The organism is Dethiobacter alkaliphilus AHT 1, assembly GCF_000174415.1.
Lineage (GTDB): Bacteria > Bacillota > Dethiobacteria > Dethiobacterales > Dethiobacteraceae > Dethiobacter > Dethiobacter alkaliphilus.
Map to the genome: position 1 here is coordinate 14791 of NZ_ACJM01000008.1, position 25968 is coordinate 40758.

Annotated in this window: 23 protein-coding genes; 18 read left to right on the plus strand and 5 right to left on the minus strand. The window is 50.0% G+C overall.

Features of this window, described 5'->3' with window-relative positions:
• The gene (locus DEALDRAFT_RS08570; RefSeq protein WP_008516670.1) at positions 1–552 is read right to left on the minus strand and encodes a LemA family protein; all 552 of its coding nucleotides are present in this window, start codon (positions 550–552) and stop codon (positions 1–3) included.
• A 134-nt stretch (positions 553–686) separates the two neighbouring features.
• A complete protein-coding gene (locus DEALDRAFT_RS08575; protein WP_008516672.1) occupies positions 687–1742 on the minus strand; it encodes a helix-turn-helix transcriptional regulator in 1056 nt (351 codons plus the stop codon).
• A 225-nt stretch (positions 1743–1967) separates the two neighbouring features.
• Here DEALDRAFT_RS08575 and DEALDRAFT_RS17410 point away from each other — a divergent pair, with 225 nt between their 5' ends.
• From DEALDRAFT_RS17410 to DEALDRAFT_RS16015, 10 genes are all read left to right on the plus strand, one after another.
• Positions 1968–2093 carry a hypothetical protein gene (locus DEALDRAFT_RS17410; RefSeq protein ID WP_276324449.1) on the plus strand — a complete coding sequence of 42 codons (126 nt, stop codon included), beginning with the start codon at positions 1968–1970 and terminating at the stop codon, positions 2091–2093.
• A gap of 121 nt (positions 2094–2214) precedes the next feature.
• The gene (locus tag DEALDRAFT_RS08580) at positions 2215–2811 is read left to right on the plus strand and encodes an exonuclease domain-containing protein (RefSeq protein ID WP_008516673.1); all 597 of its coding nucleotides are present in this window, start codon (positions 2215–2217) and stop codon (positions 2809–2811) included.
• 17 nt (positions 2812–2828) lie between these two features.
• Positions 2829–3776 (plus strand): aldo/keto reductase, encoded by a 948-nt coding sequence (locus tag DEALDRAFT_RS08585; protein ID WP_008516674.1) that lies wholly within the window; start codon positions 2829–2831, stop codon positions 3774–3776.
• Between the two features lie 323 nt (positions 3777–4099).
• On the plus strand, positions 4100–4450 hold the full coding sequence (locus tag DEALDRAFT_RS08590; RefSeq protein WP_143753424.1) for a hypothetical protein: 351 nt from the start codon (positions 4100–4102) through the stop codon (positions 4448–4450).
• Between the two features lie 343 nt (positions 4451–4793).
• Entirely contained in the window at positions 4794–5699 is a 906-nt protein-coding gene (locus DEALDRAFT_RS08595; RefSeq protein ID WP_196776610.1) for a carbohydrate kinase family protein, read from the plus strand.
• Positions 5696–7882: an HAD-IIB family hydrolase gene (locus DEALDRAFT_RS08600; protein ID WP_008516677.1), complete on the plus strand. Its 2187-nt coding sequence runs from the start codon at positions 5696–5698 to the stop codon at positions 7880–7882. Before DEALDRAFT_RS08595 ends, DEALDRAFT_RS08600 begins: the two co-directional genes overlap by 4 nt.
• The gene (locus DEALDRAFT_RS08605; protein WP_008516678.1) at positions 7854–10235 is read left to right on the plus strand and encodes a sucrose synthase; all 2382 of its coding nucleotides are present in this window, start codon (positions 7854–7856) and stop codon (positions 10233–10235) included. The genes DEALDRAFT_RS08600 and DEALDRAFT_RS08605 overlap by 29 nt, the downstream gene beginning before the upstream one ends.
• A gap of 108 nt (positions 10236–10343) precedes the next feature.
• The gene (locus DEALDRAFT_RS08610) at positions 10344–11105 is read left to right on the plus strand and encodes an enoyl-CoA hydratase/isomerase family protein (RefSeq protein ID WP_040378787.1); all 762 of its coding nucleotides are present in this window, start codon (positions 10344–10346) and stop codon (positions 11103–11105) included.
• 79 nt (positions 11106–11184) lie between these two features.
• A complete protein-coding gene (gene recQ / locus DEALDRAFT_RS08615) occupies positions 11185–12960 on the plus strand; it encodes a DNA helicase RecQ (protein ID WP_008516682.1) in 1776 nt (591 codons plus the stop codon).
• 161 nt (positions 12961–13121) lie between these two features.
• Entirely contained in the window at positions 13122–15158 is a 2037-nt protein-coding gene (locus DEALDRAFT_RS16015) for a hybrid sensor histidine kinase/response regulator (RefSeq protein WP_008516683.1), read from the plus strand.
• A gap of 30 nt (positions 15159–15188) precedes the next feature.
• Here DEALDRAFT_RS16015 and DEALDRAFT_RS08625 read toward each other — a convergent pair whose 3' ends face one another.
• The 3 genes from DEALDRAFT_RS08625 to DEALDRAFT_RS08635 all read right to left on the minus strand — a co-directional run bounded on the left by DEALDRAFT_RS08625 (position 15189) and on the right by DEALDRAFT_RS08635 (position 17531).
• Entirely contained in the window at positions 15189–15917 is a 729-nt protein-coding gene (locus DEALDRAFT_RS08625) for an amino acid ABC transporter ATP-binding protein (protein WP_008516684.1), read from the minus strand.
• An 11-nt stretch (positions 15918–15928) separates the two neighbouring features.
• Entirely contained in the window at positions 15929–16606 is a 678-nt protein-coding gene (locus DEALDRAFT_RS08630; protein WP_008516685.1) for an amino acid ABC transporter permease, read from the minus strand.
• A gap of 70 nt (positions 16607–16676) precedes the next feature.
• A complete protein-coding gene (locus DEALDRAFT_RS08635) occupies positions 16677–17531 on the minus strand; it encodes an ABC transporter substrate-binding protein (RefSeq protein ID WP_008516686.1) in 855 nt (284 codons plus the stop codon).
• 975 nt (positions 17532–18506) lie between these two features.
• On the opposite strand from DEALDRAFT_RS08635, the gene DEALDRAFT_RS08640 reads away from it, so the two are divergent.
• From DEALDRAFT_RS08640 to DEALDRAFT_RS08675, 8 genes are all read left to right on the plus strand, one after another.
• Complete coding sequence (locus DEALDRAFT_RS08640; RefSeq protein ID WP_008516687.1) at positions 18507–18839, plus strand: hypothetical protein; 333 nt, start codon at positions 18507–18509, stop codon at positions 18837–18839.
• A 290-nt stretch (positions 18840–19129) separates the two neighbouring features.
• Positions 19130–19378, plus strand: coding sequence for a TM1266 family iron-only hydrogenase system putative regulator (locus DEALDRAFT_RS08645; protein ID WP_008516688.1), 249 nt, complete (start codon positions 19130–19132; stop codon positions 19376–19378).
• Positions 19379–19389: 11 nt separating this feature from the next.
• Positions 19390–20454 (plus strand): [FeFe] hydrogenase H-cluster radical SAM maturase HydE, encoded by a 1065-nt coding sequence (gene hydE / locus DEALDRAFT_RS08650; protein ID WP_008516689.1) that lies wholly within the window; start codon positions 19390–19392, stop codon positions 20452–20454.
• A gap of 21 nt (positions 20455–20475) precedes the next feature.
• Positions 20476–21873, plus strand: a complete 1398-nt coding sequence (locus tag DEALDRAFT_RS08655; RefSeq protein ID WP_008516690.1) for an aspartate ammonia-lyase — start codon at positions 20476–20478, stop codon at positions 21871–21873.
• A gap of 9 nt (positions 21874–21882) precedes the next feature.
• Positions 21883–23142, plus strand: a complete 1260-nt coding sequence (gene hydF, locus DEALDRAFT_RS08660) for a [FeFe] hydrogenase H-cluster maturation GTPase HydF (RefSeq protein ID WP_008516691.1) — start codon at positions 21883–21885, stop codon at positions 23140–23142.
• Entirely contained in the window at positions 23132–24571 is a 1440-nt protein-coding gene (gene hydG, locus DEALDRAFT_RS08665; RefSeq protein ID WP_008516692.1) for a [FeFe] hydrogenase H-cluster radical SAM maturase HydG, read from the plus strand. Before hydF ends, hydG begins: the two co-directional genes overlap by 11 nt.
• A 171-nt stretch (positions 24572–24742) precedes the next feature.
• Positions 24743–25528 (plus strand): FAD binding domain-containing protein, encoded by a 786-nt coding sequence (locus DEALDRAFT_RS08670; protein WP_008516693.1) that lies wholly within the window; start codon positions 24743–24745, stop codon positions 25526–25528.
• Positions 25519–25968: a (2Fe-2S)-binding protein gene (locus tag DEALDRAFT_RS08675; RefSeq protein WP_008516694.1), complete on the plus strand. Its 450-nt coding sequence runs from the start codon at positions 25519–25521 to the stop codon at positions 25966–25968. Before DEALDRAFT_RS08670 ends, DEALDRAFT_RS08675 begins: the two co-directional genes overlap by 10 nt.

The following is a 25968-nucleotide window of genomic DNA, read 5'->3' on the forward strand; positions in this document are numbered from 1 at the left end:
TCAGTCAAACTTCACATCAACCGGTTGGCGGGCTGCAGCATCTCCGTCCAGGTTGAAGTAAGTTTCTTCGGTAAAGCCCAGCATACCGGCAATAAGCACGGTGGGAAAGACCTGGATTTTGGTATTGTATTTCTGCACCGTATCATTGTAGAACTGACGGGCAAAGGCTATCTTGCTTTCAGTGTTACCCAGTTCTTCCTGGAGCTGTTTGAAGTTACTGTCGGCTTTGAGCTGCGGGTAGTTTTCTGCTACGGCAAAAAGAGACTTCAGGGTTCCGGAGAGCATGCTTTCCGCATTGGCCTGTTCCTGAACAGTGCCTGCAGACATGGCCCGGGTACGGGCTTCGGTAACCTTTTCAAAAGTTTCTCTTTCATGTTTTACATAGCCTTTGACTGTATTGACCAAATTGGGAATCAGGTCGTAGCGCCGGCGCAGTTGGACATCCACCTGGGACCAGGCATTTTTTACCCGCTGGCGCAGGGTTACCAGGCCGTTGTAGGTAAGCATAAAAAACAGGCCGACAAGAACGATGGCAATAATTCCATAAATCATGGGCGAAACCTCCTGTATAGATAAGTTATTGTGTTTGGCTGCGAAGAACAATATCGTAGATTACTGTCTGAGCCACATTTCCCGGTTCTGAGTACTCCTCTGAAGTGCTTTTGCCCTCACCGGCGATAAAAAGGTTAATATAATGCCAGGGTTTTTTGCAGTTGTGTTTTCAATTCTTCCACCAACCAGGCCGGTTCAAGCAGCTGGATACTGTTTCCCCAGCCTAAAAGCCAGGGCAGCATTTCCTGAGCACCGGTGACCCTGAAGGTTACTTCCAGGTCGCCATCGGGCAGTGGAGTTAACTGCTGGCTGTCATGAAAGCAGGTGGTGCGGAATTTTTCAGCCAATCCTTTACCTACCCGCAGACTGATTTTCTCCGGTTTTGGAGATTTGTCTGAAGTCCAGACACCCCAGCAGGCCGAGTATTCCCGGTGCAGTGAGAAATCAGCGGGAATGGTATAAATGCTGTTTTCCACTAAACGGACATTTTGAATCTGGCTAAGCAAGAAGATGCGGCGGCCGTTTTTATCACAACAGCGACCAACCAGGTACCAGTTGTTAAAGCGGCAGATAAGTCCATATGGTTCTACCTGCCTGTTGGTCAGGGTGCCGTCGTAGGTGCGCAGGTACTGAAAAGTGATACGTTTTTGACGGCGAATCCCATCCAGAATTAACTCAATAAGATGGAAGCTTTTTTGTGGTTCAGTGGGGCCGGCTCCGGTGACGTAAACGTATTGCTCGATATCCTTGTGCATGTTGCCGTAAGTGGCCAGCTTACTGAAGATTTCTTCAAAAACCAGCTTCATTACCACTTCAAACTGGTCTCCCAACATACCGCGCTGTTGGGGGTAGAGGCTCAGTGCCATCAAAAATGCAGCAGTGGGGTCTACCTGGCGCGAGGCCAAATCCCTGGTGAACCTGTACCGTAGCTTACCGTTTTCTCGTTCTGTTTCAATGGGTTGCGATGTATTACTGAACTCATTGTCGTAGGCCAACGGATCAAAGAGAACGTTAAGACGTTTAATGGCCCGGTCAATGGTTTTCTTATGCGGCCGGTTGCCCCGCACGTCTTCATAGGCATCTTTTAGCTGCTCTAATGTTGCTCCGCCTTCCGTAGTCATATCGATAATGGTAAGCAAAATTTTTATCAGCGCTTCCGGATAATCACGGTTTCGGGCATAAGTACTCATGGGGGCCCTCCTCACTGTTATATGTGTATTATTTTGACATATCCCTCCTGTGTCCTTTTTGTACAGAAAAATAATAGCCATACAGAGAAGAATATAAGTGAACGGTAAGTGTTTTCACCGAAAAATATCTTCAGTTGGAAGGAAATTCCCCGGAGATGTTGAAACATCACAGGCCACAACCAGCACCTCTCCTGCCCCGGCCGGAACCAGCGGCCTGATCCAAAGTTGGATGTGGCAAAATCTGCCGGCCCTGCCACGTGTCTGTTGGTGGCACTGGAGAAGGGCCGTCTGGAGGACCTGTCTGCCCTGACGGAGCTGCCGGTACTGCAGGTGGGCCGTCTGATGGAATAATAAGCATGCAAGATTTTGCATGGTTTGTGCGAAAAAAGGTCCGTCCCCGTTTTGCGCTTTGACCATTCTCTATTTTTCTGTTAATCTGTATGGAAACGGGAGTAATAGGGGGATGTGAAAAGTGACAAGCGCAGAAGAAGGCTCTTTGGGGCTGGCTTGTTTTGTGGATGTGGAGACAACGGGTTTGAGCCCCCGTAAAGAAGAGATTGTGGAACTGGCCATTTGTTTATTTGCGTACCGCCGGGATAGCGGGGAAATTACCCGCATTGTGGACCGCTATGTTGGGCAGCGTGAACCGGGGGTGCCTGTTTCTCCGGGAGCTGCTCGGGTTCATGGCTTAAGGATGGCGGATTTGCGTGGTAAACAGCTGGACACCGCCCGGATAGAGGCCATACTACATAGTGCGGAGTTTATTGTGGCCCACAATGCTTCCTTTGACCGTGGTTTTGTGGCCCGGCTGTTTCCTGTAAGCGGCAGGAAACAATGGCTTTGCTCCATGTCCGGGATTGACTGGAAAGGAAAAGGGTTTCCGTCGCGGGGGCTGCAGAATCTGCTGCGTGCGCATCGGATTGATGCCGGGCGTGCTCATCGGGCCGAAGATGATGTGCTGGCTACATTAAAGCTGTTGGCTTGCTGTGACCATAGTGGGAAAACTTACTCTAAAGAGTTGATTGAGAGGCTGCCGGATTGCAGCGATTCGGTGGGCGAAGCAGGATAATAACGAGGTGAACTGTAATGGAATATGGAAAACTGGGCAACACAGGTATCGAGGTATCAAAAATTGCTTTTGGCACATTAACCATGGGTCCGCTGCAGCGCGACATTGCTGTTTCTGAAGGTGCACCGTTAATCCGTGAAGCACTGGAAAAAGGCATTACTTTTTTGGACGGAGCGCAGGCCTATGGCACTTATGGCCATATCCGGGAAGCATTAAAAGGTTTTGGTGGAAACGTGGTGATTGCCAGTAAATCCGCTGCCAAAAGTTACACTGAGATGGCGGATGCTGTGGAAGAGGCCCGCAAAGAGCTGGATAGAGACATTATTGATGTGTTTCTGATGCATGCTGTTCAGCGGGAAGATGATCTGGCAACCCGTCAGGAAGGCGCCTGGCAGTGCCTGCAGGAAATGAAGGCCAAAGGCATGGTAAAAGCTATTGGCCTCTCCACACACAATTTGGATATCGTGGAGCAGGCAGCCGAGTGGCCGGAGATGGATGTAATACATCCTATTTTCAACAAGTTGCACTTCGGTTTGATTAATCCGGACAACAAGGATCCGGAAGTAGTAATTCGCAAAGCATATGAAAAGGGTATTGGCATGTACGCCATGAAGCCCCTGGCCGGCGGCCACCTGTACCAGGATGCAACCGCGGCACTGCGCTATGCCTTTGACTTCCCCTATATCCACGCCGTGGCGGTGGGAATGGTGAAAAAGGAAGAGCTAGACGTCAATCTGAAGATATATAATGGGATTGAAGTGAGCAAGGAAGAGCTGGAAGCAGCGGCCAGTAACAAACGCATGTATGTGGTGAAGTTCTGCAAGGGATGCGGCAATTGCGTGGAATCCTGTGAGCAAGGCGCCATCAGCATGGTGGACGAAAAAGCATACATTGAACACAGCAACTGTATCCTCTGCGGCTATTGCCGTAAGTCCTGTCCGCATAGCATGATCCGCATCATCTAATCCACAATAATTAGTAATAGGAATCGGTCTTGACAAGAAATTGTGTATAGGATAGACTAAATTTACAATCAGGTCAACAATGAGGTTGATGCTGAAAGTAGAGATGGTGATCTCTCTTTCACATCGGCCTTTTTTTTATCCATCATCCAACCAAAAAAATAAATAAAAGGAAACAATTGGTAGAAAGGTGATACGGTTAATAACTTAAATTCTCTAGTCATAATTTTAGAAGCAACTCAGGGAGGTAAAATGGTATAATGGTTTTCCCAGGGGAGAGAAAAGGTGACGGACAAAGAATTCTGCAGCATCAAGAGCTGCAGGAAATGGGAGCATGTTTTTTTACGGCGGACTTGTCTTTTATTCCTGAGGAGATGTTAACTAAGGAGTTAAGGTTCCTGCACCACAAGGAAATATTGATTATAGGTCAGCAAAACAGACGGGCTTTTGCAGATTTTCTCCTGAGTAAAGAAACAGATGAGCAACACAGAGCTCAGAAAGCAGATAAATACTTTTGTGAACTGGATTATATTTTAAGAGATTTTGCACTTGATCAGTATCAGGAACAAAACCATAAACTAGCGGAAAAATGCTATTTGTATTTAATAGGGATATATCCGGATGAAACAGATGAGGGTAAATTTCTTTTTCGTATTTACAATTCGCTGTTCTCATAATTTTTAATATGGCGTTCCTATTGCTTGTTACTTATTATTTTTCTGCTACATTTGTGATAGATGGTGGCATTCTCAATCTGCAGCTATATAATATAGCAAGTGCGGAAAGGAGATGTATACCATGTGGAAAGTTCGTTGGGCCAAAGCTGCACCCTGGGTGTTTTGCGCTTTATGTACGCTGCGCTAGCTCCGGAGTAAATTATATTTTCAGGTGAAACCAGCCACAGGAATTGAAGGTCCGGTGGTTGGTTTTTTTCTTATCAAAATCTTAACGTTATTGGCAGGCGCAGGAAATAATTTTGTGGTGCAAGAATTTAAATATCATAGTTTTTATTAAGTGGGGGTGAAAGCGCTGAAGTGCGACGTTAAAAACAACAGCCCAATGGTTTTTGGGGAAGTATTGTTTGATGATTTTGGCGATAAGAGGGTTTTGGGTGGCGCACCCTTTAATGTGGCCTGGCACCTGCAGGGCTTTGGGCTCTCACCCTGTTTAATCAGCAGAGTGGGACGGGATGCTTTTGGCGAAGAAGTGCTGTCGTCCATGGAAGAGTGGGGGATGGATACCCGCGGTATTCAGATTGATGATAATTATCCCACCGGAACGGTGAATGTGGAAATTGAAGCGGGTGAACCCAATTTTCATATCTTGGCTGAGCAGGCTTATGATTTTATTGAAGCCGACGCGGCTTTAAAAGTGTACTCTGAAATTGCGCCGACGCTTTTGTATCATGGGACGCTGGTTGCGCGCAATGGGGTTTCCGCCGGTACGTTACAGAAACTGCGGGACAAAGCGCCTGCAGTTTTTATGGATATAAATTTACGCCCACCATGGTGGCAGGCCGATAGTGTGATCCAACTGTTGGAGAAAATCCGGTGGGTCAAAGTAAATGAGCAGGAGTTGGCCACGGTGGCAAAGTTGGTTAAGCTACCCGCCGATGCGGCTGACAAGGTTCGCCGGTGTTTTGAAAATGAAATACTGATTGTTACCTGCGGTGATAAAGGGGCGTCCTTCTATGACGGCGAGCAAAACTTTACCGGTAAAGCACCGTCAGTGGAGGATGTGGCCGATACTGTAGGCGCAGGGGATGCCTTCAGTGCGGTGACAATAATGGGCCTGTGGCATGGATGGGATCAGCAGGTTATTTTAGAGAGGGCACTGCACTTTGCAGCAGAGATTTGCCGTGTGCAAGGGGCCACTGTCAGTGACCCGGCGTTTTACCGGCAATACGAAAAGGAGTGGGCCAAGTGAGTGATAAACAAGGATTATATATCATCTTGGTGAGTGTGCACGGGTTAATTCGCGGCCACAATCTGGAGCTGGGCCGGGATGCGGACACAGGAGGGCAGACGCTGTATGTGGTGGAGCTGGCCCGGGCCCTGGCGGAGCATCCAGACGTGGACCGGGTTGACCTGGTGACCCGGCAGGTGATTGACGCCAAAGTGGATTCCTGTTATGCACAATGGGAAGAGGAAATAGCGCCAGGGGCCTATATTGTCCGGGTTCCCTGCGGGCCGCGTCGTTACTTGCGCAAAGAAGTGCTGTGGCCGTATCTGGACAGTTTTGCCGATGCGGTACTGCAGCATGTGCGCCGGGTGGGGCGGGTACCGGATTGGGTTCACGGTCATTACGCCGATGCCGGCTATGTGGGAGCACGGCTTGCCGGCTTACTGCGTGTGCCGCTGGTTTTTACCGGTCATTCACTGGGCCGGGTTAAACGCCAGAGACTTTTGGATAGCGGTATGAAAGCGGAGAATATTGAAGCGCAGTTTAATATTTCGCAACGTATAGAGGCCGAAGAGCTGGCTTTGGACAGTGCTTCGCTGGTGGTAGGCAGCACCAATCAGGAGGTAGAGGAGCAGTACCGGTTGTACGATAACCATGTGATGGACCGGATGCAGGTGATACCACCGGGAACCAATCTGGAGAAGTTTAGGCCTCCCCGGGATGATGATGGGTCACCGCCTATACAAGCAGAGCTGGAGCGTTTCCTGCATAATTCTGATAAGCCTATGATTTTAGCTGTGTCACGGGCCGATGAGCGCAAAAACATAGCTACTCTGATACAGGCTTACGGTGAAAACAAAGCGTTGCAGGAAGCGGCCAATTTAGTGGTGGTGGCCGGCAACCGTGATGATATTACGGCCATGGACAGAGGGGCACGCAATGTGTTAACAACAATGCTTTTGCAGGTCGATAAATATGACCTGTACGGCAAAATGGCGTATCCCAAGCATCATAAGTCCGAAGATGTGCCGGATTTATACCGGATGGCGGCGGCCAGCGGCGGTGTTTTTGTCAATCCTGCGCTTACCGAGCCCTTCGGGCTGACACTGATTGAAGCGGCGGCCAGCGGGCTGCCGGTGGTGGCCACCGAAGACGGTGGCCCCAGGGATATCCAAAAGAATTGCCAGAACGGTTTTCTCATAGATCCGTTGGATGCCAACGCCATGGGAGAAACCATTTTATCCGCTATAACGGATAAAAAACGCTGGCAGCAGTGGTCGGAAAACGGCCTCCGCGGAGCGCGGGAAAACTATGCCTGGCAGAGCCATGTAGGCGCATATCTGGATAAAATGAGCCGGCTTATTTACGAAAAGCAGGGTTCGGCCGTCTTGTTTGACCGCAGCCAGCTGCCGGTGGTGGACCGTATTCTGGTCTCCGATATTGACAATACTTTAATAGGGGATGAGGCCGGTCTGGAAAAATTGCTGGCCAGGCTGAAAACAGCTGAAGTTTCGGTGGGTTTTGGCATTGCCACTGGCCGGCGAATTGAAAGTACGCTGGAAGTTCTGGAGGAATGGGGTGTGCCTGTTCCCGATATCCTCATTACCTCGGTGGGCAGTGAGATTCGCTACGGTCCCAACCTGATTGAGGATAAAGGTTGGGCCAAACATATTAATTTCCGCTGGAAGCGTGCAGCAATAGAGGAGGCAATGAGCACAATTCCGGGGCTTAAGCTGCAGTCCGATGTGGTGCAGAGGCGGTTTAAAATCAGCTATTACTATGATCCGGAAAAAGCGCCGGGCATCCGGGAAATCAAGCGGCATCTACGCAAGCTGGATTTGCATGCCAAAGTGATCTATTCCCACGGCAAGTACCTTGATATATTGCCTATCCGGGCTTCCAAGGGCCTGGCCATTCGTTATCTGAGCATCAAATGGGGATTGCCCCTGGAGTGGTTTTTGGTAGCCGGTGACTCCGGCAATGATGAAGAGATGCTCACCGGCAATACATTGGGTGTGGTGGTGGCCAATCACAGTGAAGAACTGGAAAAGCTCAAAGGGCGCAGCCGCGTATATTTTGCCAAAGGTGAATACGCCAACGGGATTTTGGAGGGCATAGACCATTATGACTTTCTTGGAAACATTCGTAATCCCGAGCAGGAGCTAAAGGAGGATACCGATGGAGAATTTGTTTTCTCAGCATCGTGAAGCAGTATATCTGCTTTTGCGACACTACTTTAAGTTAGATAGAACTTTTTTGCTTGGCTCCGACTTGCGGGATGAGCTGGAGAATTTTTTGTCCAATCAGGATGAAGAGACTGTAAAAAAATTGGAGCCGCTCAGTAAATTAATTAAGGATGCACAGGAGGCAATACTGAGCGATCCCTGGGTCTATCTGGCAACTCGTCCCAATGTGGCCCGGTGGAAGTATTATCGCTTTCATATGCACGACATGTTGTTTAATGAGATTCACGTCTCGGAGTTTCTGGCGTTTAAAGAGCGGCAGGTAAACGGACATGATGACGAAGAATGGATGCTGGAGCTGGACTTTGACCCTTTTAACCGGGATTTTCCCAAGCTAAAGGAGGCCCGCTCCATTGGTAACGGCCTGCAGTTTCTTAACCGTCATCTTTCCAGCCGCTTCTTCCATGAACAGGCCAAGGCTCAGGAGATTCTTCTGGAGTTTTTGCGCCGGCACCATATCCGCGACCGTAATCTGATGTTAAACGGCCGCATTAAGACCATTAAAGCTCTGCGGTCGGCACTGCGCAGCGCCGATGAACATTTGGAAAACCAGTCCGAGGATACCACTTGGCATGATGTGGGCCCTGCTCTGCAGGAGTTGGGTTTTGAGCCGGGGTGGGGACGGGATTTGCCCCGCATTCGGGAAACAATGCGCCTGTTATCCGATATCCTGGAAGCGGCGGAGCCGGGTAACCTGGAAATGTTTCTTGGCCGCGTGCCCATGATATTCAACATTGTCATCCTTTCACCCCACGGTTACTTTGGTCAGGATAACGTTCTGGGGCTTCCGGATACCGGCGGCCAGGTTGTTTATATTCTGGACCAGGTCCGGGCGCTGGAAGAAGAAATGTGTTCCCGGCTCTATGATCAGGGGTTGGATTTAATGCCGCAGATTTTGGTGGTAACGCGGCTGATTCCCGAAGCAGGCAATACAACCTGTGATCAGCGCCTGGAAGATATAGTGGGTACGGAAAACGCCAGGATATTAAGGGTGCCGTTTCGTAACCCGGACGGTCAGGTGGTCCGTCCCTGGATATCCCGCTTTAATATCTGGCCGTATCTGGAGCGCTTTTCCCAGGATGCCGAAAAAGAGGTTTTGGCGGAGCTTGGTGCCAAACCGGATTTGATTCTGGGCAATTACTCCGATGGGAATCTGGTGGCTACTTTAATGGCCAAAAAGATTGGTGCTACTCAGTGCAATATTGCTCACGCCCTGGAGAAGCCCAAATATCTTTACTCCGATTTGTACTGGAAGGATAATGAAGAGCAGTACCATTTCTCCTGCCAGTTTACCGCTGATTTAATTGCCATGAACGCGGCGGATTTTATCATTACCAGTACTTTTCAGGAAATTGCCGGTAAAAAGGACACCGTGGGCCAGTATGAAAGTTATAATGCCTTTACCATGCCGGGGTTGTACCGTGTGGTAAACGGAATAAATATTTTTGATCCCAAGTTCAATATCGTATCTCCCGGAGCTGACCCGGTGAGCTATTTCCCCTACACCGAGAAAAAGCGTCGCCTTTATGCTCTGCATGATGAGATCGAAGAGATGGTCTACAGCGGTGAGCGCAGTGATATCCGCGGCCACTTTACCGATAAGGAAAAGCCGCTTTTGTATACCATGGCCCGGCTGGATACCATTAAAAACATCACCGGCCTGGTGGAGTGGTACGGGAAAAATGAGCGGTTGCGCAAATCTGCCAACCTGCTGATTAAAGCGGGGCATGTGGACCCGGCATTGTCGCAGGATACCGAGGAGAAGGCCCAGATTGCCCGTATGCATCAGTTAATGGATGAATATGAGCTGGATGGGCAGGTGCGCTGGCTGGGTTTTCATCTGGAAAAAAATCTGTCCAGTGAGATGTACCGCTTCGTGGCCGATAAGAGGGGGGCTTTCATCCAACCGGCCCTGTTTGAAGCCTTTGGTATTACCGTAATTGAGGCCATGATTTCCGGGCTGCCCACCTTTGCCACCTGCTATGGCGGGCCTTCAGAGATCATTGAAGAAGGGGTCTCCGGCTTTCATATTGACCCCAACCACGGTGAAAGATCGGCCAACAAAATTGCCGATTTTATGGAAAAGAGTGCCACAGATCCTTCCCACTGGGACAGCATCTCCCAAGGAGGTATTGAGCGGGTGCTGGATCGCTATACCTGGGAACTTTATGCCCGACGACTGATCACTCTTTCCTGTATCTACGGTTTCTGGAAATATGTCTCCGATTTGCGACGGGTGGAAACAAAGCAGTATCTGGATATGTTCTATGGGCTGCAGTACCGGCCGCTGGCCAATTCGGTGGAGTTGGCGGATTGAACCAGGATAGATAAAGCGCACCCCTTTGTTGGGCACTCAAAATTGGTGCAAAATAAAAGGGGTGTGCTTTTTGCTTGGCGAAATAAGTGAGAAGGAAGGGGTGTGGGTATGTATAACTCTTTAAAGCTGGAACAAAAAGACGGTGTAGCAACTTTAACGCTTAATGCTCCTGAAAAGCGCAATGCTCAGACACCGGAGCTGACAGAGGAATTTCCCCGGGCCATTGCGGAAATTAACAATAATCCTGATATAAAGGCGGTAATTATCACCGGCAGTGGCAAGGCTTTTTGCGCCGGGGGAGATTTGCAGATGCTAAAAGATAAGCTGGACCAGCCTCCGGAGCAAAACAGAAGGGAAATGCTGGCCTTTTATAAAGCTTACCTCAGTGTTTTGCAGTTGGACGTGCCCAGTATTGCAGCCATAAACGGTTATGCCATTGGTGCCGGTTTGTCTTTTGCCCTGGGCTGTGATATACGTATTGCCGCCACAGCGGCCAAGATGGGCTTTACGTTTTTGAACATCGGGCTTCATCCGGGAATGGGGACCACCTGCCTGCTGCCGCATGTGGTGGGAACGGCCCGGGCGGCAGAGCTGGTTTTTACCGGTAAGCTCATTGACGGTGAAGAAGCATTCCGGATGGGGTTGGTAAATAAGGCAGTGCCTTTGCCAAAACTGCAGGAATATGTATGGGAAACGGCCAGGCAGATTGCTGCCAAACCTGCCAGTGCGGTAAGGATGACAAAAAAAGCCCTGCTTAAATACAAGCTGCGCTACCTGGAGGAAACCTTGGATTATGAGGCCAATGCCCAGATGCAAAACTATGCTTCACAGGAAATGAGAGAGCTTATTAACCGCCACCTGCAAAATTAACGGATTTGAGCAGAAGAGGTTGCCTGCCCGGTGAGGGCGGGGTATAATAGAAAGAAGAACATTTGTTCGGAGGTGCGTTGTGGTATCTGATGAGGCAAGGGCTGTGTTGGAAAAAGTGTTTGGTTACCCGTCATTTAAAGACGGACAGGCACAGGTGGTGGAGAGCCTGCTTTCACAGCGGAACACACTGGCTGTGATGCCCACCGGTGCCGGCAAATCCATTTGTTACCAGCTGCCGTCGCTGCTTTTTGACGGTGTGACACTGGTGGTGTCACCCTTGATTGCTCTGATGAAAGATCAGGTGGATGCTTTGGGTTCACTGGGTGTGCCGGCCACCTTTATTAACAGCTCACTAAAAGGCAGCGAAGTAAAACAACGAATGCTGGATGCGGCAGCAGGACGTTATAAATTAATTTATGTGGCTCCGGAGAGGTTGGAGGCGGAGGACTTTCGCCAATTGGTGGATAAAATCCACGTTTCTTTTATTGCTGTGGATGAGGCTCACTGCGTTTCACAGTGGGGACATGATTTTAGGCCCAGTTACCGCAAGATTGCCCCTTTTGTGCAAAGCTTGCCCCGGCATCCGCTGGTGGGCGCTTTTACCGCCACCGCTACCCCGGAGATTAAACAGGACATCGCCCGGCTGCTTTCCCTGCAGGATGCCAATACTTTTGTCACCGGCTTTAACCGGGATAATCTTTATTTTTCAGTTTTGCGGGGAGAAAACAAAAAGGAATTTATCCTGGATTATCTGGCGGCGCGGCCCAGCCAACCCGGCATTATTTATGCCGCCACCCGCAAGGAAGTGGATAACCTCTACGAAGCTCTGCAAAAAAACGGAGTGGCTTGCGGTCGTTATCACGCCGGGATGCGGGAAGCAGAGCGGGCCCAGAGCCAGGAGGCTTTTTTGCGGGATGATTTATTGGTGATGGTGGCCACCAATGCTTTTGGCATGGGGATTGATAAATCCAATGTGCGCTTTGTGGTGCATTACAACATGCCCAAAAACATGGAAGCCTACTACCAGGAAGCGGGCCGGGCCGGCCGCGACGGAGAACGGGGAGAGTGTATCCTGCTTTTTGGCCCCCAGGATATTCTTTTACAGAAATTCCTCATTGAGCAAAGCGTATATTCCCCCAAACGTAAATCCCACGAATTTGCCAAGCTGCAGGTGATGGCCGATTACTGCCATACCCCCCAGTGCCTGCGCACCTATATTCTCAATTATTTCGGGGAAGCGGATGCCCCCAAAGAGTGCAATAACTGCGTAAACTGCCTGGATGACCGTGAAGCGGTGGATATAACCACACAGACCCAGATGGTACTCTCCTGCGTGGTGCGCATGAAGGAGCGCTACGGGACTGTGATGGTGGCGGAAGTGCTAAAGGGATCCAAGAACAAAAAACTGAAATCCTTTGGTCTGGACCGACTGTCCACATACGGGTTAATGTCGGAGATGACCCTGCAGGAAATTAAGGACCTCATCGGTTTTCTCACTGCGGAAGGGTACCTGAGCCTCACTGAGGGGAAGTTCCCCCTTTTAAAACTGGGCTCCAGGGCTGCGGCGGTGCTACGCCAGGGAGAAACGGTGCGGCGCAAAGTCCAGCAAAAGCAGGAAGTTAAAAAGGACGACAACCTTTTTGCACAATTGCGCCGCCTGCGCAAAGAGATTGCCGACCGGGAAAACATTCCTCCCTATGTTGTGTTCTCCGACGCCACGCTGCGGGAAATGAGTGAGCGGCGCCCCGCCGACTCTCAGTCGTTATTACGAATTAACGGTGTGGGAGAGAAAAAACTGGAGAAGTACGGAGCGCATTTTATCGACGCCATTCATACTTATCTACAAGAAAACTAAGAATAAAACCCCCTCTATACCAATAGATATAGAGGGGGTTTTTTGGTAAATTTTAAAAATCTATGTCTAATTTGTTAAAAAATAATTATTATTAGCAGGAAATGGTAGAGCAGGCAGCGAAATTTCACAAACACAAGTCCCTTATTGTTAGGGGGGGTATAATGATAAGTTATAAGGAAAATGGTGATAACCCCATAGGCAATACCCGGGAGACCGATCTGTCCTCACTGCTGCAATGCGTGGGGGCAGTATTAAAATATCCTCAGTTTAGGGATGCGGCACGGGAGATTTTTATCCAGTGTAAACAGTTGATTGGTGCCGGGCACGGTTATGTGGCGCTGTTATCAGATTCCGATCACTCCACACATGAAGTGCTGTTTTTTGATGAACAGCGTTCCTTGTCTGAGAAGACCGCACCATTGGTGCTGCGGCTAAAAAGCCTGGCTGCGCACATCTATCAGACCGGTACTGTTTATTCCGACAACAACTTCCTGGAAAGTGAATGGGCGAACTTGTTGCCAAAAGACCACCTGCCCATCGAAAATATTCTTCTTATTCCCATCCGGTCAAACGAAAAAGTGGCGGGCCTGTTGGCTTTTGCCAATAAACCAGGCGGTTTTACCGAATATGATGTGCAGTTGGGCACTTATTTTGGTGAATTTGCTTCCATTGCGTTGCACAACAAAAGAAGCAGTGAACAGTTAAAAGAAAGCGAGGAGAGATACCGGCGCCTGATAGAGATTATTCCCGATGCCATTATTATTAGTGCAGAAGACAAAATAGTATTTGCCAATGCGGCGGCTGCCAGAATTTTTGGTGCCGGTTCTGCGGAGGCCCTCATCGGGAGCAGTTCCGTTGGTTTTGTTCAGCACCAGAGTCGCCAGGATGTACAAAAAGGTTTAGTGGATATGCACAGCAGAAATGAAGCAACGCCGCCCAGTGAACTGCAATGCATGACGGTGGATGGAGCTGAGGTGGATGTGGAAGTGGTGGCAACACCCCTGGTTTTTCAGGGGGCTCCGGCAGAGTTGGTGGTGCTGCGCGATATCAGTTTGCGCAAGAGGATGGAAGAAGATGTCCTGCAGGCTACTAAGCTGGAAGCCGTCAGCGTGTTGGCCGGAGGGGTGGCACACGACTTTAATAATCTGCTGACTGTTGTGTTGGGCAACCTGTCCATCGCTAAAATGTATGCCGCCAAAGACACGCAAATCTTGCATAAATTAAAAGAAATTGAAAATGCGGCTCAGCAGACCAAGGAACTGACCCGCCAACTGCTCACCTTGTCCAAGGGCGCTGCTTTGAGCAAAAAAGTGGTTTCCCTGGAGGATTTCCTGCAGGAAACGGCTTCCTTTGTGGTGCGGGGAACCAATGTAAATGTCAGTTTTTCCTTTGCAGATGATTTGCCCCCGGTGGACATTGATGCGGGCCAGTTTAGCCAGGTGATGAATAACCTGCTTATTAATGCCATTCAGGCTATGCCGGAGGGCGGAACAATCCGGATTTGCGCTGAAACTCTTAACATCATACATAACGGGCTTTTATTTATGTTAGAGCCGGGCAGGTACATAAAAATTTCAGTGAGCGATGAGGGGGGCGGTATTGCCCCGGAGGATTTAAGCAAAATCTTTGAACCCTTCTTTACCACCAAAGAGGAAGGCACCGGACTGGGGTTAGTCACATCTTACAATATTGTCCGGCAGCATGGTGGCCATTTGGCAGTGGAGTCAGAGGTCGGTGCCGGTACCACTTTTAATATTTATCTGCCTGTTTCCAGTGGCGCTATTGAACAACGAAGCAGTCCTGACTGTATTTGTACCGGTCACGGTAAGGTTCTTCTCATGGATGATGAGGAAAACGTCAGGAAAATGGCGGGGGAGATGCTAAAACTATTAGGGTATGTGGTGGATTTTGTGGCCGACGGAGAAGAGGCGGTGGTGCGCTATCTGGAGGAATGGTCTAAGGGACGAAAGTATGATTTGGTGATTCTGGATAAAACGGTGCGCGGTGGCATCGGCGGGCAGCAGGCCATAGAAAAACTACGGGATATTGATCCGGCGGTAAAAGCTGTTATCTCCAGTGGATATGCCACTTCGGATTTGCTCACAGACCACAAGAAGTACGGCTTTAAGGAGTGTATTTCCAAGCCATATAAAATTGAAGAGTTGAGCAGTGTGTTGCAAAAAGTCCTGGAACAATAAAAAGGAAGCGGTGGCCGCTTCCTTTTTATTTTATAATATTCTGCTTAAGAAGGCCTGGGTTCTTTCGTTTTGTGGATCACCAAAGATTTGCTCTGGAGAGCCTTCTTCCACAATCTGGCCTTCATCCATATAGACAACCCGGTCGGCCACTTCGCGGGCAAAGCCCATTTCATGGGTTACCACCATCATGGTCATCCCTTCGGCGGCCAATTCCTGAATAACCGCCAGAACTTCACCCACCAGCTCCGGATCCAGGGCTGAGGTGGGTTCGTCAAAGAGCATAATTTTGGGGCGCATGGCCAAAGCGCGGGCAATGGCCACCCGCTGTTTCTGTCCGCCGGAGAGCATGGCAGGGTAGACATCAGCCTTGTCGGAGAGGCCCACCTTTTCCAAAAGCTCTTCTCCCGTCTTTATAGCTTCGCGGCGGGGCACTTTTTTTACCTGGGTCAGCCCTTCAATGACATTATCCATTACCGTTTTATGAGGAAACAGATTAAAGTGCTGAAACACCATGCCCACTTCCTGACGGATGCCGGGCAAGCGCTTGATATCTTTTTTAGGATTTACTACTTTCCCATCTATGGCTATTGTGCCCTCTTCGGCAATTTCCAGGAAGTTGACACAGCGCAGCAGGGTACTTTTCCCGGAACCGCTGGCACCAATCAGTACCACAACTTCACTGTCGGCCACATCCATGTTAATTCCTTTGAGGACGTGCAGTTCACCAAACCATTTATGCAGTTCTTCAATTTTAATCATTGTCGTCCCCCCTATGCCCTGTACTCGCTGACGCGTAGCCGCTCTTCCACATGATTGACAACAACAGTCAGAACGGAGGTCATGATCAGGTAGTAGATTCCCGCAATAACCAGCATCTCCATATACAGGAAGTTTGAAGATCCAAATTGTCTGGCCCGCGACAGTAGCTCAGGCACAGCAATTACACTGGCCAGTGAAGAGTCCTTGAGGGCAATGATGAACTGGTTGCCCAGGGGAGGAACAGCCCTTTTAAAAGCCTGGGGAAGAATAATGCGCTTCATAGCCTGCCAGGACGTCATTCCCAGAGACATGGCCGCCTCTCGCTGGCCGCGGTCAATGGACTGGATTGCGCCGCGGAAAATCTCAGCCAGGTAGGCAGCGTTGTGGATACCAAGGGCAATAACTGCTGCAGGATAGCGCTCGATGCGCATAATTGGCGCCATACCGTTATAGATTATCAACAGCTGCAATAGCAGCGGGGTGCCGCGAATAGCCCAAATGTAGGCTTTGGCCGGGGCATTTAAGATTTTAATGGGAGAAATGCGCATTAAGGCAATGACAAGGCCAAGAATAAGCCCCAGCACAATTCCCAAGGTGGTAATCTGCATAGTCATCCATGCCGCAAAAATAAACCGGGAAAAAAACTGTGGGATAACAGAAAAATTATACGGAAAATAAATTTCAAACATTTGGAGCCATCTCCCTTATATGAGCAATAAAAAAGGCACGGCACCAGGGGCCGTGCCTTTTTGCTTTTGCTTATTGATCTACTGTGATGTCTTCTCCGAGCCATTCTTCGCTGATTGCTCTCAGCGTGCCGTCGGCGTGCATTTCTTCCAGGATTTCATTGAGTTCTGCCAAAAGCTCCTCATCATCTTGGCGTAAGGCCAGAGCCATTTGCTCCAGGCGCAACAGGTCGCCTGCCATGGTCAGCTGATCGCCGCCCTGCATTCCATCGATGTTAACAATGGCCACAACCCGGTCTGTAATGACTCCGTCGATACGACCGTTAATCAGTTCCATCAGGGTCTGGTTGTCATCTTCGTAGTAGCTTACAGTGGCTCCTAACTCTTCAGCGTCATCAGCGAAGGTGGTACCGGTGGCAACGCCGATGGTCAGCCCATCCATTTCACTGGGGTCGGTGATGCCGGAATCTTCGCGGACAACAAGCTGTGCTCCGGAGTAGTAGTAAGGAATGGTAAAGCTAACAACTTCCAGGCGCTCATCGGTGATGGCCATGCTGCCCAGTACTGCGTCGTAGCGGCCGGCACGCAAGCCTTCAATGATACCGTCCCAGGCGGTGTCGCCGTAGTTCAGTTCAACGCCCAGGCGTTCGGCAATGGCTGCGCCGGTATCTACGTCAAAACCAACGATTTCGCCGTCTTCATCAAAATAGTTGAAGGGACGATAGCCGCCGCTGCCAACAACATGGAATTCACCGGCATCCAAAACACGCTGCAGGCTGCCGTCGCCTACGGCTTCGCCGTTATCATTACCGTTATTGTTGTTGTTGTTGTCGGGAGCCGGTTCATTGTTATCACCACAGCCCACCACTGCCAGGGCCAGAATGGAAACAGCAATAATTAAAAACAGTAAGTTTTTCTTTTTTAACAAGTTATTCACTCTCCTCTTAATTGTTTAACCCCTTTTTCTGTCACTTAAGTAGACACCAGCTAGAATCTTACTCTAAAAAACAATCACCTCCCGAATTACAAATGGGAAAATAAAAAACCTGAGCATTCCAGTCTCTTCACGTATGAAGAAGAGACTAGAGTGCCCAGGTTTCGCCTTTCGACTCACCTTAAACCACATCTTCAGATGTAGCCTACTGCTGGCCCAACAGGGAACCAGCCAGGAACCCCTTTCCTCCCCACCGGTTTTTCCCCAATCCGGTTTCAGTGTTTTATTGGAGCTCGACTGCGGCCTGTCTACCCAACAAACCTTTGTTGTTAGGTAGACATGCTGCAGCTCACATCCCACTTACTACCGGCAGGTACTTCACCCCAGGTGTTAAGGTGCTAAAATTACAAAAAAGATATGTTAATTATATCATAAGTATTTGAGCAAATCAATTAATATGCCCTGTTTATCATGTCCGTATACAGGCACCGTGGTGGGCAGTTTCTGTTTTTCTGCATAAGATGTACTACCGACTTCTCTGTTTTAACAGTTGTTTGGGGGGACAGATATGCCGGAAAAACAGTACGTGTGCTCGCGGTGTGGGTATAAGTTTGACACGCCGTATCCTTCGGACAGAAAAGTTCGCTGCACGCGCTGCGGAAGTTATGCTGTGGCAGAGAGCCGGAGCGCAAAACAGAATCCCAACGGCCCGGCCAACACAGGAGTTTTTTTGCCTTAATCCGCATCCGGCGGATTATTTTGTACAACTTTCTTGTGCCTTTTCGAACAAGGTGTGTCCAAAGTTTACAAAAGTATGAACTTCTTTTAAAGTGGACGGAAACGGCAGGAAAAAAAATTGCCGTCGGCGAATTTTTATATACGTGAGAAGACTGATTCTCGCACAGTTGGGTAAAATATTGCCAACTGTGGAAACGCGGCCTCACGACAATCTTAAAGGAGGGCTCAAAAATGTCGAGTTTTTACTATGACGAAGAGTTGGCGTTGGTGTACAAGATTGGCCCGGTTGTCGCATCTGTTGTGGAGAATGAGGAGCAAGGTGTTAGTTCTGGAATATTGGTCCATACCAATGTGAAGGTGACAAATTTCAGACGGGAGAAAATCAGACGGACGCTATCGGAAATATATCCGGCAAATAAGTATGATATTGATTCCGCAAAGCAGGAATTTGAGAATAAGGTTTTAGCTAAACTTTTGGGCAAAGCTACTTCCATAAGCCAAGATGAGTATGACCGTATTAAAAAGCGGGTAGAGCCGCAGGTTCCTTCTGCCTGCTCCTCTTAGGGTATTGCCTGACTGAAAGTAATCTTATATAATGAAAGAGAGATCTGAGGGCAGGGGTTTGCCGTGTCCGAGGATAATGATGATTTTGCCTGCTACCAAGGGGTTTTCCCTGAGGAGAAGGGGGTTAAATTAATGATGCATACAAAAGCCTGTGATGAACCTTAACTGAGGTTTATTTGCAGGCTTTTTTTGTGCCGGCAGGAAATTATAACGCTTCGCAGTTGCGACGCTGCTAAGGAAACCGAATAAGCGTGCCTTTCTTATACTGCGATTTAAAGGGGTGGGAAAAAATGGATAAAAGAATTGGTGTTATCGGTATTGTTATTGAGGACAGGGAGAATGCGGTGCGGCGGGTTAATGCTGTACTTAGCGAATACGCCCATGTTGTGGTGGGACGTATGGGCATTCCTTACCGCGAGCGTCAGGTGGCCGTTATTTCCCTGATTGTGGACGGAACCACCGATGAAATCGGGGCCATGACCGGTAAATTGGGAGCCATTGATGACGTGGCGGTAAAAACTGCACTGACCAAAAAATAAAGGAGAGCATTATGGGAAAAAACATAAATGAGATTATAGAACAAGCTGTTAATACCGGGCGGCTGACCAAAACAGATGTTGTAACCCTTTTGTCCTCCTCCGGGGAAGATGCTGCCGCTTTGTTTGCGGCCGCCGATGGAGTGCGCAAAAGCCAGATGGGTGATGAGGTCCATCTGCGTGGACTGATAGAGTTTTCCAATTATTGTGAGCGCAATTGTACATATTGCGGTTTGCGCAGCAGCCATAAAGACCTTGCGCGCTACCGTATGGAGGAGGAGGAAATCCTGGCGGTGGCTGCCGCTGCTGTGCCGCTGGGTTACCGTACCGTGGTGCTGCAGTCCGGCGAGGATAGTTATTATGACGCCCAGACTGTGGCCTCCATTGTGCACAGACTAAAGAAGGAACTGGGGCTGGTTATCACCCTGAGCCTGGGAGAGCGGAATAGGGATGAGTACAAACTGTGGAAAGATGCCGGTGCCGACCGTTACTTATTAAAACATGAAACGGCAGATGCGGATTTGTATGCTGCCCTGCATCCGGATATGACCTGGGAAAGGCGCAGGCAGTCACTTCTGACACTGCGGGAATTGGGCTATCAGGTGGGCTCAGGCTGCATGGTGGGGCTGCCGGGCCAGACCCTAAATGCTCTGGCGGAGGATTTACTGTTCTTGCAGGCCCTGGATGTGGAAATGGCGGGAATCGGGCCCTTTGTTCCCAATCCCCATACTCCGCTGGCCAAAGCGGAGGGCGGAACGGTGGAGATGACCCTGAAAATGATTGCCGTAGCCCGACTGCTGCTGCCCAAGGCCCATTTGCCCGCCACCACTGCGCTGGGCTCCATTGACAAACAGGGGCGGCAGAAAGCGCTGACCGGCGGGGCCAATGTGGTGATGCCCAATATCACGCCGAACCGTTATCGGCGGATGTATGAAATCTATCCCAACAAGATTTGCCTGGACGATAATCCGGCTCATTGCCGCAATTGTATCGGTGGTATTATTGCCTCCCTGGGAAGGCATGTAGCCGATGGGCCGGGGCACAGCCCCAAAGATTGTTTCTCCGGTTTGGCAGGATAAGTTGCGAAGGGAGAAAAACGTATGGACTATCGCATGGAACATGATTTGCTCGGCGAATTGGCTGTCCCCAATCAGGTGTATTATGGTATTCACACCTTGCGGGCAGCGGAAAACTTCAGCGTTTCCGGAAACCCGGTGCACCCGGAGCTGATTAAAGCACTGGGGGTGGTAAAACAGGCGGCCGCCGAAGCAAACATGATGCTGGGACGGTTGGATAAAGACAAGGGCCGTGCCATCTGCCAGGGGGCAGCTGAAGTGGCCCAAGGTGAGCTAAATGAGCAGTTTATTGTGGATGTGTTCCAGGGCGGTGCCGGTACATCCACCCACATGAATGTCAATGAAGTAATTGCCAACCGGGCTATTGAAATTTTAGGCGGTACCAAAGGCGACTACCGGGTGGTGCATCCGCTGGATCATGTGAACCTCAGCCAGTCCACCAACGATGTATATCCCACGGCGTTGCATATTGCCGCTATCCGCCTGGCTCTGCCGCTGACTGAAGCGGCGGCCTATCTGCAGGAAGCACTGCAGGAAAAGGCAGCGGAGTTTGCCGGGGTGCTTAAAGTGGGCCGCACTCAACTGCAGGATGCGGTGCCGGTTACACTGGGACAGGAGTTTGCCGCGTATGCCCAGGCAGTTTCCCGGGACCATCGGCGCCTGCAAAAGGCAAAGGAGCGCCTGCGTCAGGTCAATCTGGGCGGCACTGCGGTGGGGACCAGTATTAACGCCGATAAACAGTACATAGCAACGGTGATTGAACGGCTGCGCTCTCTGACCGGCCTGGATTTGGATCCCTACGAAAACCTGGTTGACGGAACACAAAACGCCGATGTGTTTGTGGAGGTTTCCGGGCTGATTAAGACCTCAGCCACCTCACTTTTAAAGATATCCGGCGACCTGCGGTTAATGGGTTCAGGCCCGCGGGCCGGTTTGGGAGAAATTCGCCTGCCAGAGCTGCAGGCCGGCTCTTCCATTATGCCGGGTAAGGTAAACCCGGTAATGACGGAGATGGTTTCCCAGGTGTCTTACCAGATCATTGCTCAGGATCTGGCGGTGACGCTGGCGGCACAGGCAGGCCAGTTGGAGTTAAACGCCTTTTTGCCGCTGGTGGCGGCTAATCTTTTGCCGGCGTTGGATACTTTGGCCAAGACAAAAATTATGTTTGCCGATAAATGCATCCGGGGAATCACAGTTAATCTCTGCCGCTGCCGCGAAGAGGTGCTAAACAGTACCAGCATCCTTACTGTTCTGGCGGCAAAAATCGGGTATGAAAAAGCAACGGAGCTGGCCCATCAGGCCATAGAGGCGGGGGTGCCGGCCAAGGATGTGGTGCTGCAGTCCGGTCTGATAAGCGAAGAGGAGCTAGAGACACTGTTGGCTATGGACAATGCGGTTAAAGCGGAAAATCATATACATTGAGGTGAGGAAATGCAAAATACGCCGAGGGGGAGTCGGCTGCATATTGCTATTTTTGGCAAAAGGAATGCGGGAAAGTCCAGTTTGATTAATGCCCTGACCAATCAGGATATTGCTTTGGTCTCATCGGTTCCCGGCACCACCACCGACCCGGTCTATAAAGCCATGGAAATCCTGCCCCTGGGGCCGGTGGTGCTAATTGACACAGCGGGCCTGGATGACGAAGGGGAGTTGGGAGAGTTGCGGGTACAGCGCTCCCGGGCCGTCTTAAATAAGGCGGATTTGGTCTTGTTGGTGCTGGACGGGGCAGATGTTCCCGGTGTTTTTGAAGAAGAGATTAGCAGGCTTTGCCAAAAAAAAGATGTCCCGGTGGTGGGCGTCTTAAATAAAGCGGATGTTAATGCGCCGGATAAGTTGACAGTAGAAGCTTTTACCCGCTTGCTGCAGAAGGAGCCGCAGGTGGTAAGTGCGGCCACCGGGGCGGGAATTGGCCAGCTGAAAATAGCCATGATTCAAAGTGCTCCCGAAAAGTGGGATGAATTAAGTATTGTGGGAGATTTGCTTGAACCCGGCGATACTGCGGTTTTAGTAACCCCGATAGACAGGGCGGCTCCCAAAGGAAGGCTGATTTTGCCGCAGGTGCAGACTATCCGGGACATTTTAGATAACGACGCCCTTTCTGTGGTGGTGAAGGAGGAGCAGTTAAAGACGGCGCTGGAGCAGCTTGCCAAAAAGCCCAGGATTGTTATCACCGATTCCCAGGCTTTCTTAAAAGCAGATGCGGACACCCCTGAAGATGTGCTGCTCACTTCCTTTTCTATTTTGTTTGCCCGCTACAAAGGAGACCTGGAAGCCCTTGTCCGGGGAGCAAAGGCCATAGACACTCTGCGGCCCGGTGACCGGGTACTGATGGCGGAAGCCTGTACCCATCATCGGGTGGAAGACGATATCGGCAGGGTTAAATTGCCGCGCTGGCTGCAGCAGGCGGTGGGCGGTGAACTGGATCTTACCTGGTGCAGCGGACAGGGCTTTGCAGAAGAGCTAAAGGATTACAAGTTGGTGATTCATTGCGGGGGCTGTATGACCAACCGCCGCGAAATGCTGGCCCGTATTGCCCAGGCTGAAGAGGCCGGTGTAGGTATTGTCAATTACGGGGTAGCCATAGCGCATTTGATGGGGATTCTACCCCGGGCGCTCTCACCTTTCCCTGCCATGCAGCAGCTGCTTTTGGCAGAGACAAAGACAGAAAGGCGGATTAATTATGGGGAATAATCTGGCGGCAATGAGGCATGACCAGTGGGAAGAGGCGGATTTTATCAAAGACGGTCAAATTTGGTCCTGGCTAAAAAATGGCAAGGCAGTTTCCCATAGCCATGTTCTGGAGGTAATTGAGAAAGCGCGGCAGGCCAAAGGCCTCACACCACAAGAGGTGGCCATCTTATTGCAGGTGGAGGATGAAGAGCTGTTGGCAGAAGTCTTTGCCGCCGCCAAAGAGGTAAAACAAAAAATTTACGGCAAACGGGTGGTGGTTTTTGCTCCGCTTTATGTAAGTGATCACTGTGTAAACAGCTGCACTTATTGCGGTTATCAGCAAAAAAATTTATTTAGACGTCGTAAGCTGTCCATGGCGGAGCTAAAAAACGAGGTTGAAGTGCTGGAAAACCTGGGGCATAAACGACTGGCGCTGGAAGCGGGTGAACATCCCACTGAGTGTTCCATGGACTATATTCTGGAGTGCATTAGCACCATCTACGGCCTTAAATTTAAAAACGGCAGTATCCGCCGGATTAATGTCAATGTGGCGGCCACTTCGATGGAGGATTATGCGCGGCTGAAAAAAGCCGATATCGGCACTTATATTCTTTTTCAGGAAACGTACCACCGAGAGACTTACCAAGAAGTCCATCCGGCCGGGCCCAAGGCAGATTATGACTGGCACACCACTGCCCATGACCGGGCCATGGAAGCAGGCATTGATGATGTGGGTTTTGGTGTGCTCTTTGGTTTGTATGATTTTAAATATGAAGTGCTGGCCATGCTGCAGCACGCGCTGCATTTGGAAGAGCGTTTCGGTGTGGGGCCCCATACCATTTCGGTGCCCCGCTTGCGCCCGGCGGAAGGCATGGATTTAAGTAAGTTTCCTCATCTGGTCACAGACCAGGAGTTTGCCAGATTAATCGCCGTTATCCGGCTGGCGGTACCTTATACCGGATTAATTCTCTCCACCCGGGAGCGTCCACAGTTAAGGGATAAATTGCTGGATTACGGTATCTCCCAGATTTCTGCCGGCAGCTGCACCGGCGTGGGCGGCTACAGACGCGAAGACAGCATGGCGGTGGGAGAAGACGAGGCGGCGCCTCAGTTTAGCGTAGATGATCACCGCAGCCCCGACGAGGTATTAAAAAGTGTCTGTGGGTCCGGGTATCTGCCCAGCTACTGCACCGCCTGTTACCGGCAGGGACGCACCGGAGACCGGTTTATGGCATTGGCCAAAAACGGCCAGATTCAAAACGTCTGCCAACCCAATGCGCTTTTGACATTTAAGGAATATTTGCTGGACTATGCTTCGCCGGACACCCGGGCTGTGGGAGAGGAAACCATTCGTCGGCATCTGGATGAGATTGAAAACCCTAAAGTCCGGGAGGTTACCGCAGAGCGCCTGAATCGGCTTGATCAGGGGGAGCGGGATTTGTATCTGTAGGCCTGTAGCAGAACATGTGCGCCTTGCAGTATTTGCCTGTTAGTATGGTATACTGTAAAATATAACTACCAAAGGCTGCACACGAGGTTAAATAATTCCAATGGTAAGGCGTGCGGTTTTGCTCTTAATCTGAGCAACAGCTGCGCGCCTTTAAAGTGGGGAGGTTTTGCGGTGTTTTCAATTCAGGAATATGTCCGGCCCGGCAGTGTGGAAGAAGCATATCAACTTTTACTTGAGAGAAGAAACAACCGTATTCTGGGCGGGACAGCTTTTTTAAGGCTTGGTTCCAAAAGAATTCGGACAGCTTTGGATTTGTCTCTTCTGGGCTTAAATTACATAAAAGAGCAGGACGGATACATTGAGATTGGGGCCATGACAACCTTCAGGGATTTGGAAGTTAGTACGATAATAGCTGAGCACTTTAACGGCATGCTGTCCAAAGCTGTGAGCAATGTGCTGGGAGTGCAGTTTAGAAACATTGTTACTGTGGGAGCCTCTGTATTTTCCCATTACGGTTTCTCTGATTTAATCACCGCCTTGTTGGCACTGGATGCCGAAATTGAACTATATAAAGCGGGCAGAATGCCATTGGCTGATTTTTTAAAGAGGCCCAGAGAAAAAGATGTTTTAATCCGGGTGCTGATTCCCCATAATCAAAGGCAGGCCTCTTATCAGCACCTGCGTAAAGCAGCAAGTGATTTTCCCATCTTAAACGTTGCCGTCTCCAGGTTGGATGATAAGTGGCTCATTGCTGTGGGCGCAAGACCCAGAAAAGCGGCCATTGCGCATCAGGCAGGCAAACAGTTGACAGATGGTTTTGCATTAGATGGGGTAGCAGATACGGTGGTGGAGGAGCTGACTTTTGGCACCAATGCCAGGGCCGGCGCAGAATATCGACAGATAGTTTGCAGAGCATTGGTGAAAAGAGCGGTCACGGAGGTAATGCAATGCAAATAGAAGTTATTTTAAATGGTAAAGAAGTAGTCCTTGATGTTAAAGAGGATGAGCTTTTGGCAGATACCCTGCGGGCCCACCGGCTCCATAGTGTGCGGAAGGGCTGCAATACAACCTGCTGCGGTCTGTGTACCGTTTGGGTTGATGGCAGGCCGGTTTTATCCTGTGCAACTCTTTCTGTGCGTGTCCAGCACAAACAGATTACCACCATGGAAGGGGTATCTGAAGATGCCGAAGAGTTTGCCCGCATTCTGGTGTCTGAGGGAGCAGACCAGTGCGGGTTCTGTAATCCCGGCTTTATTATGACGGTTCTGGCCATGAAAAATGAACTGCATAATCCCACAGAGGAAGAAATCATCCATTATTTAACCGGTAACCTGTGTCGCTGTACCGGTTATATGGGACAATTACGGGCAGTTAAGAAATATCTGGGGGTGGCATAA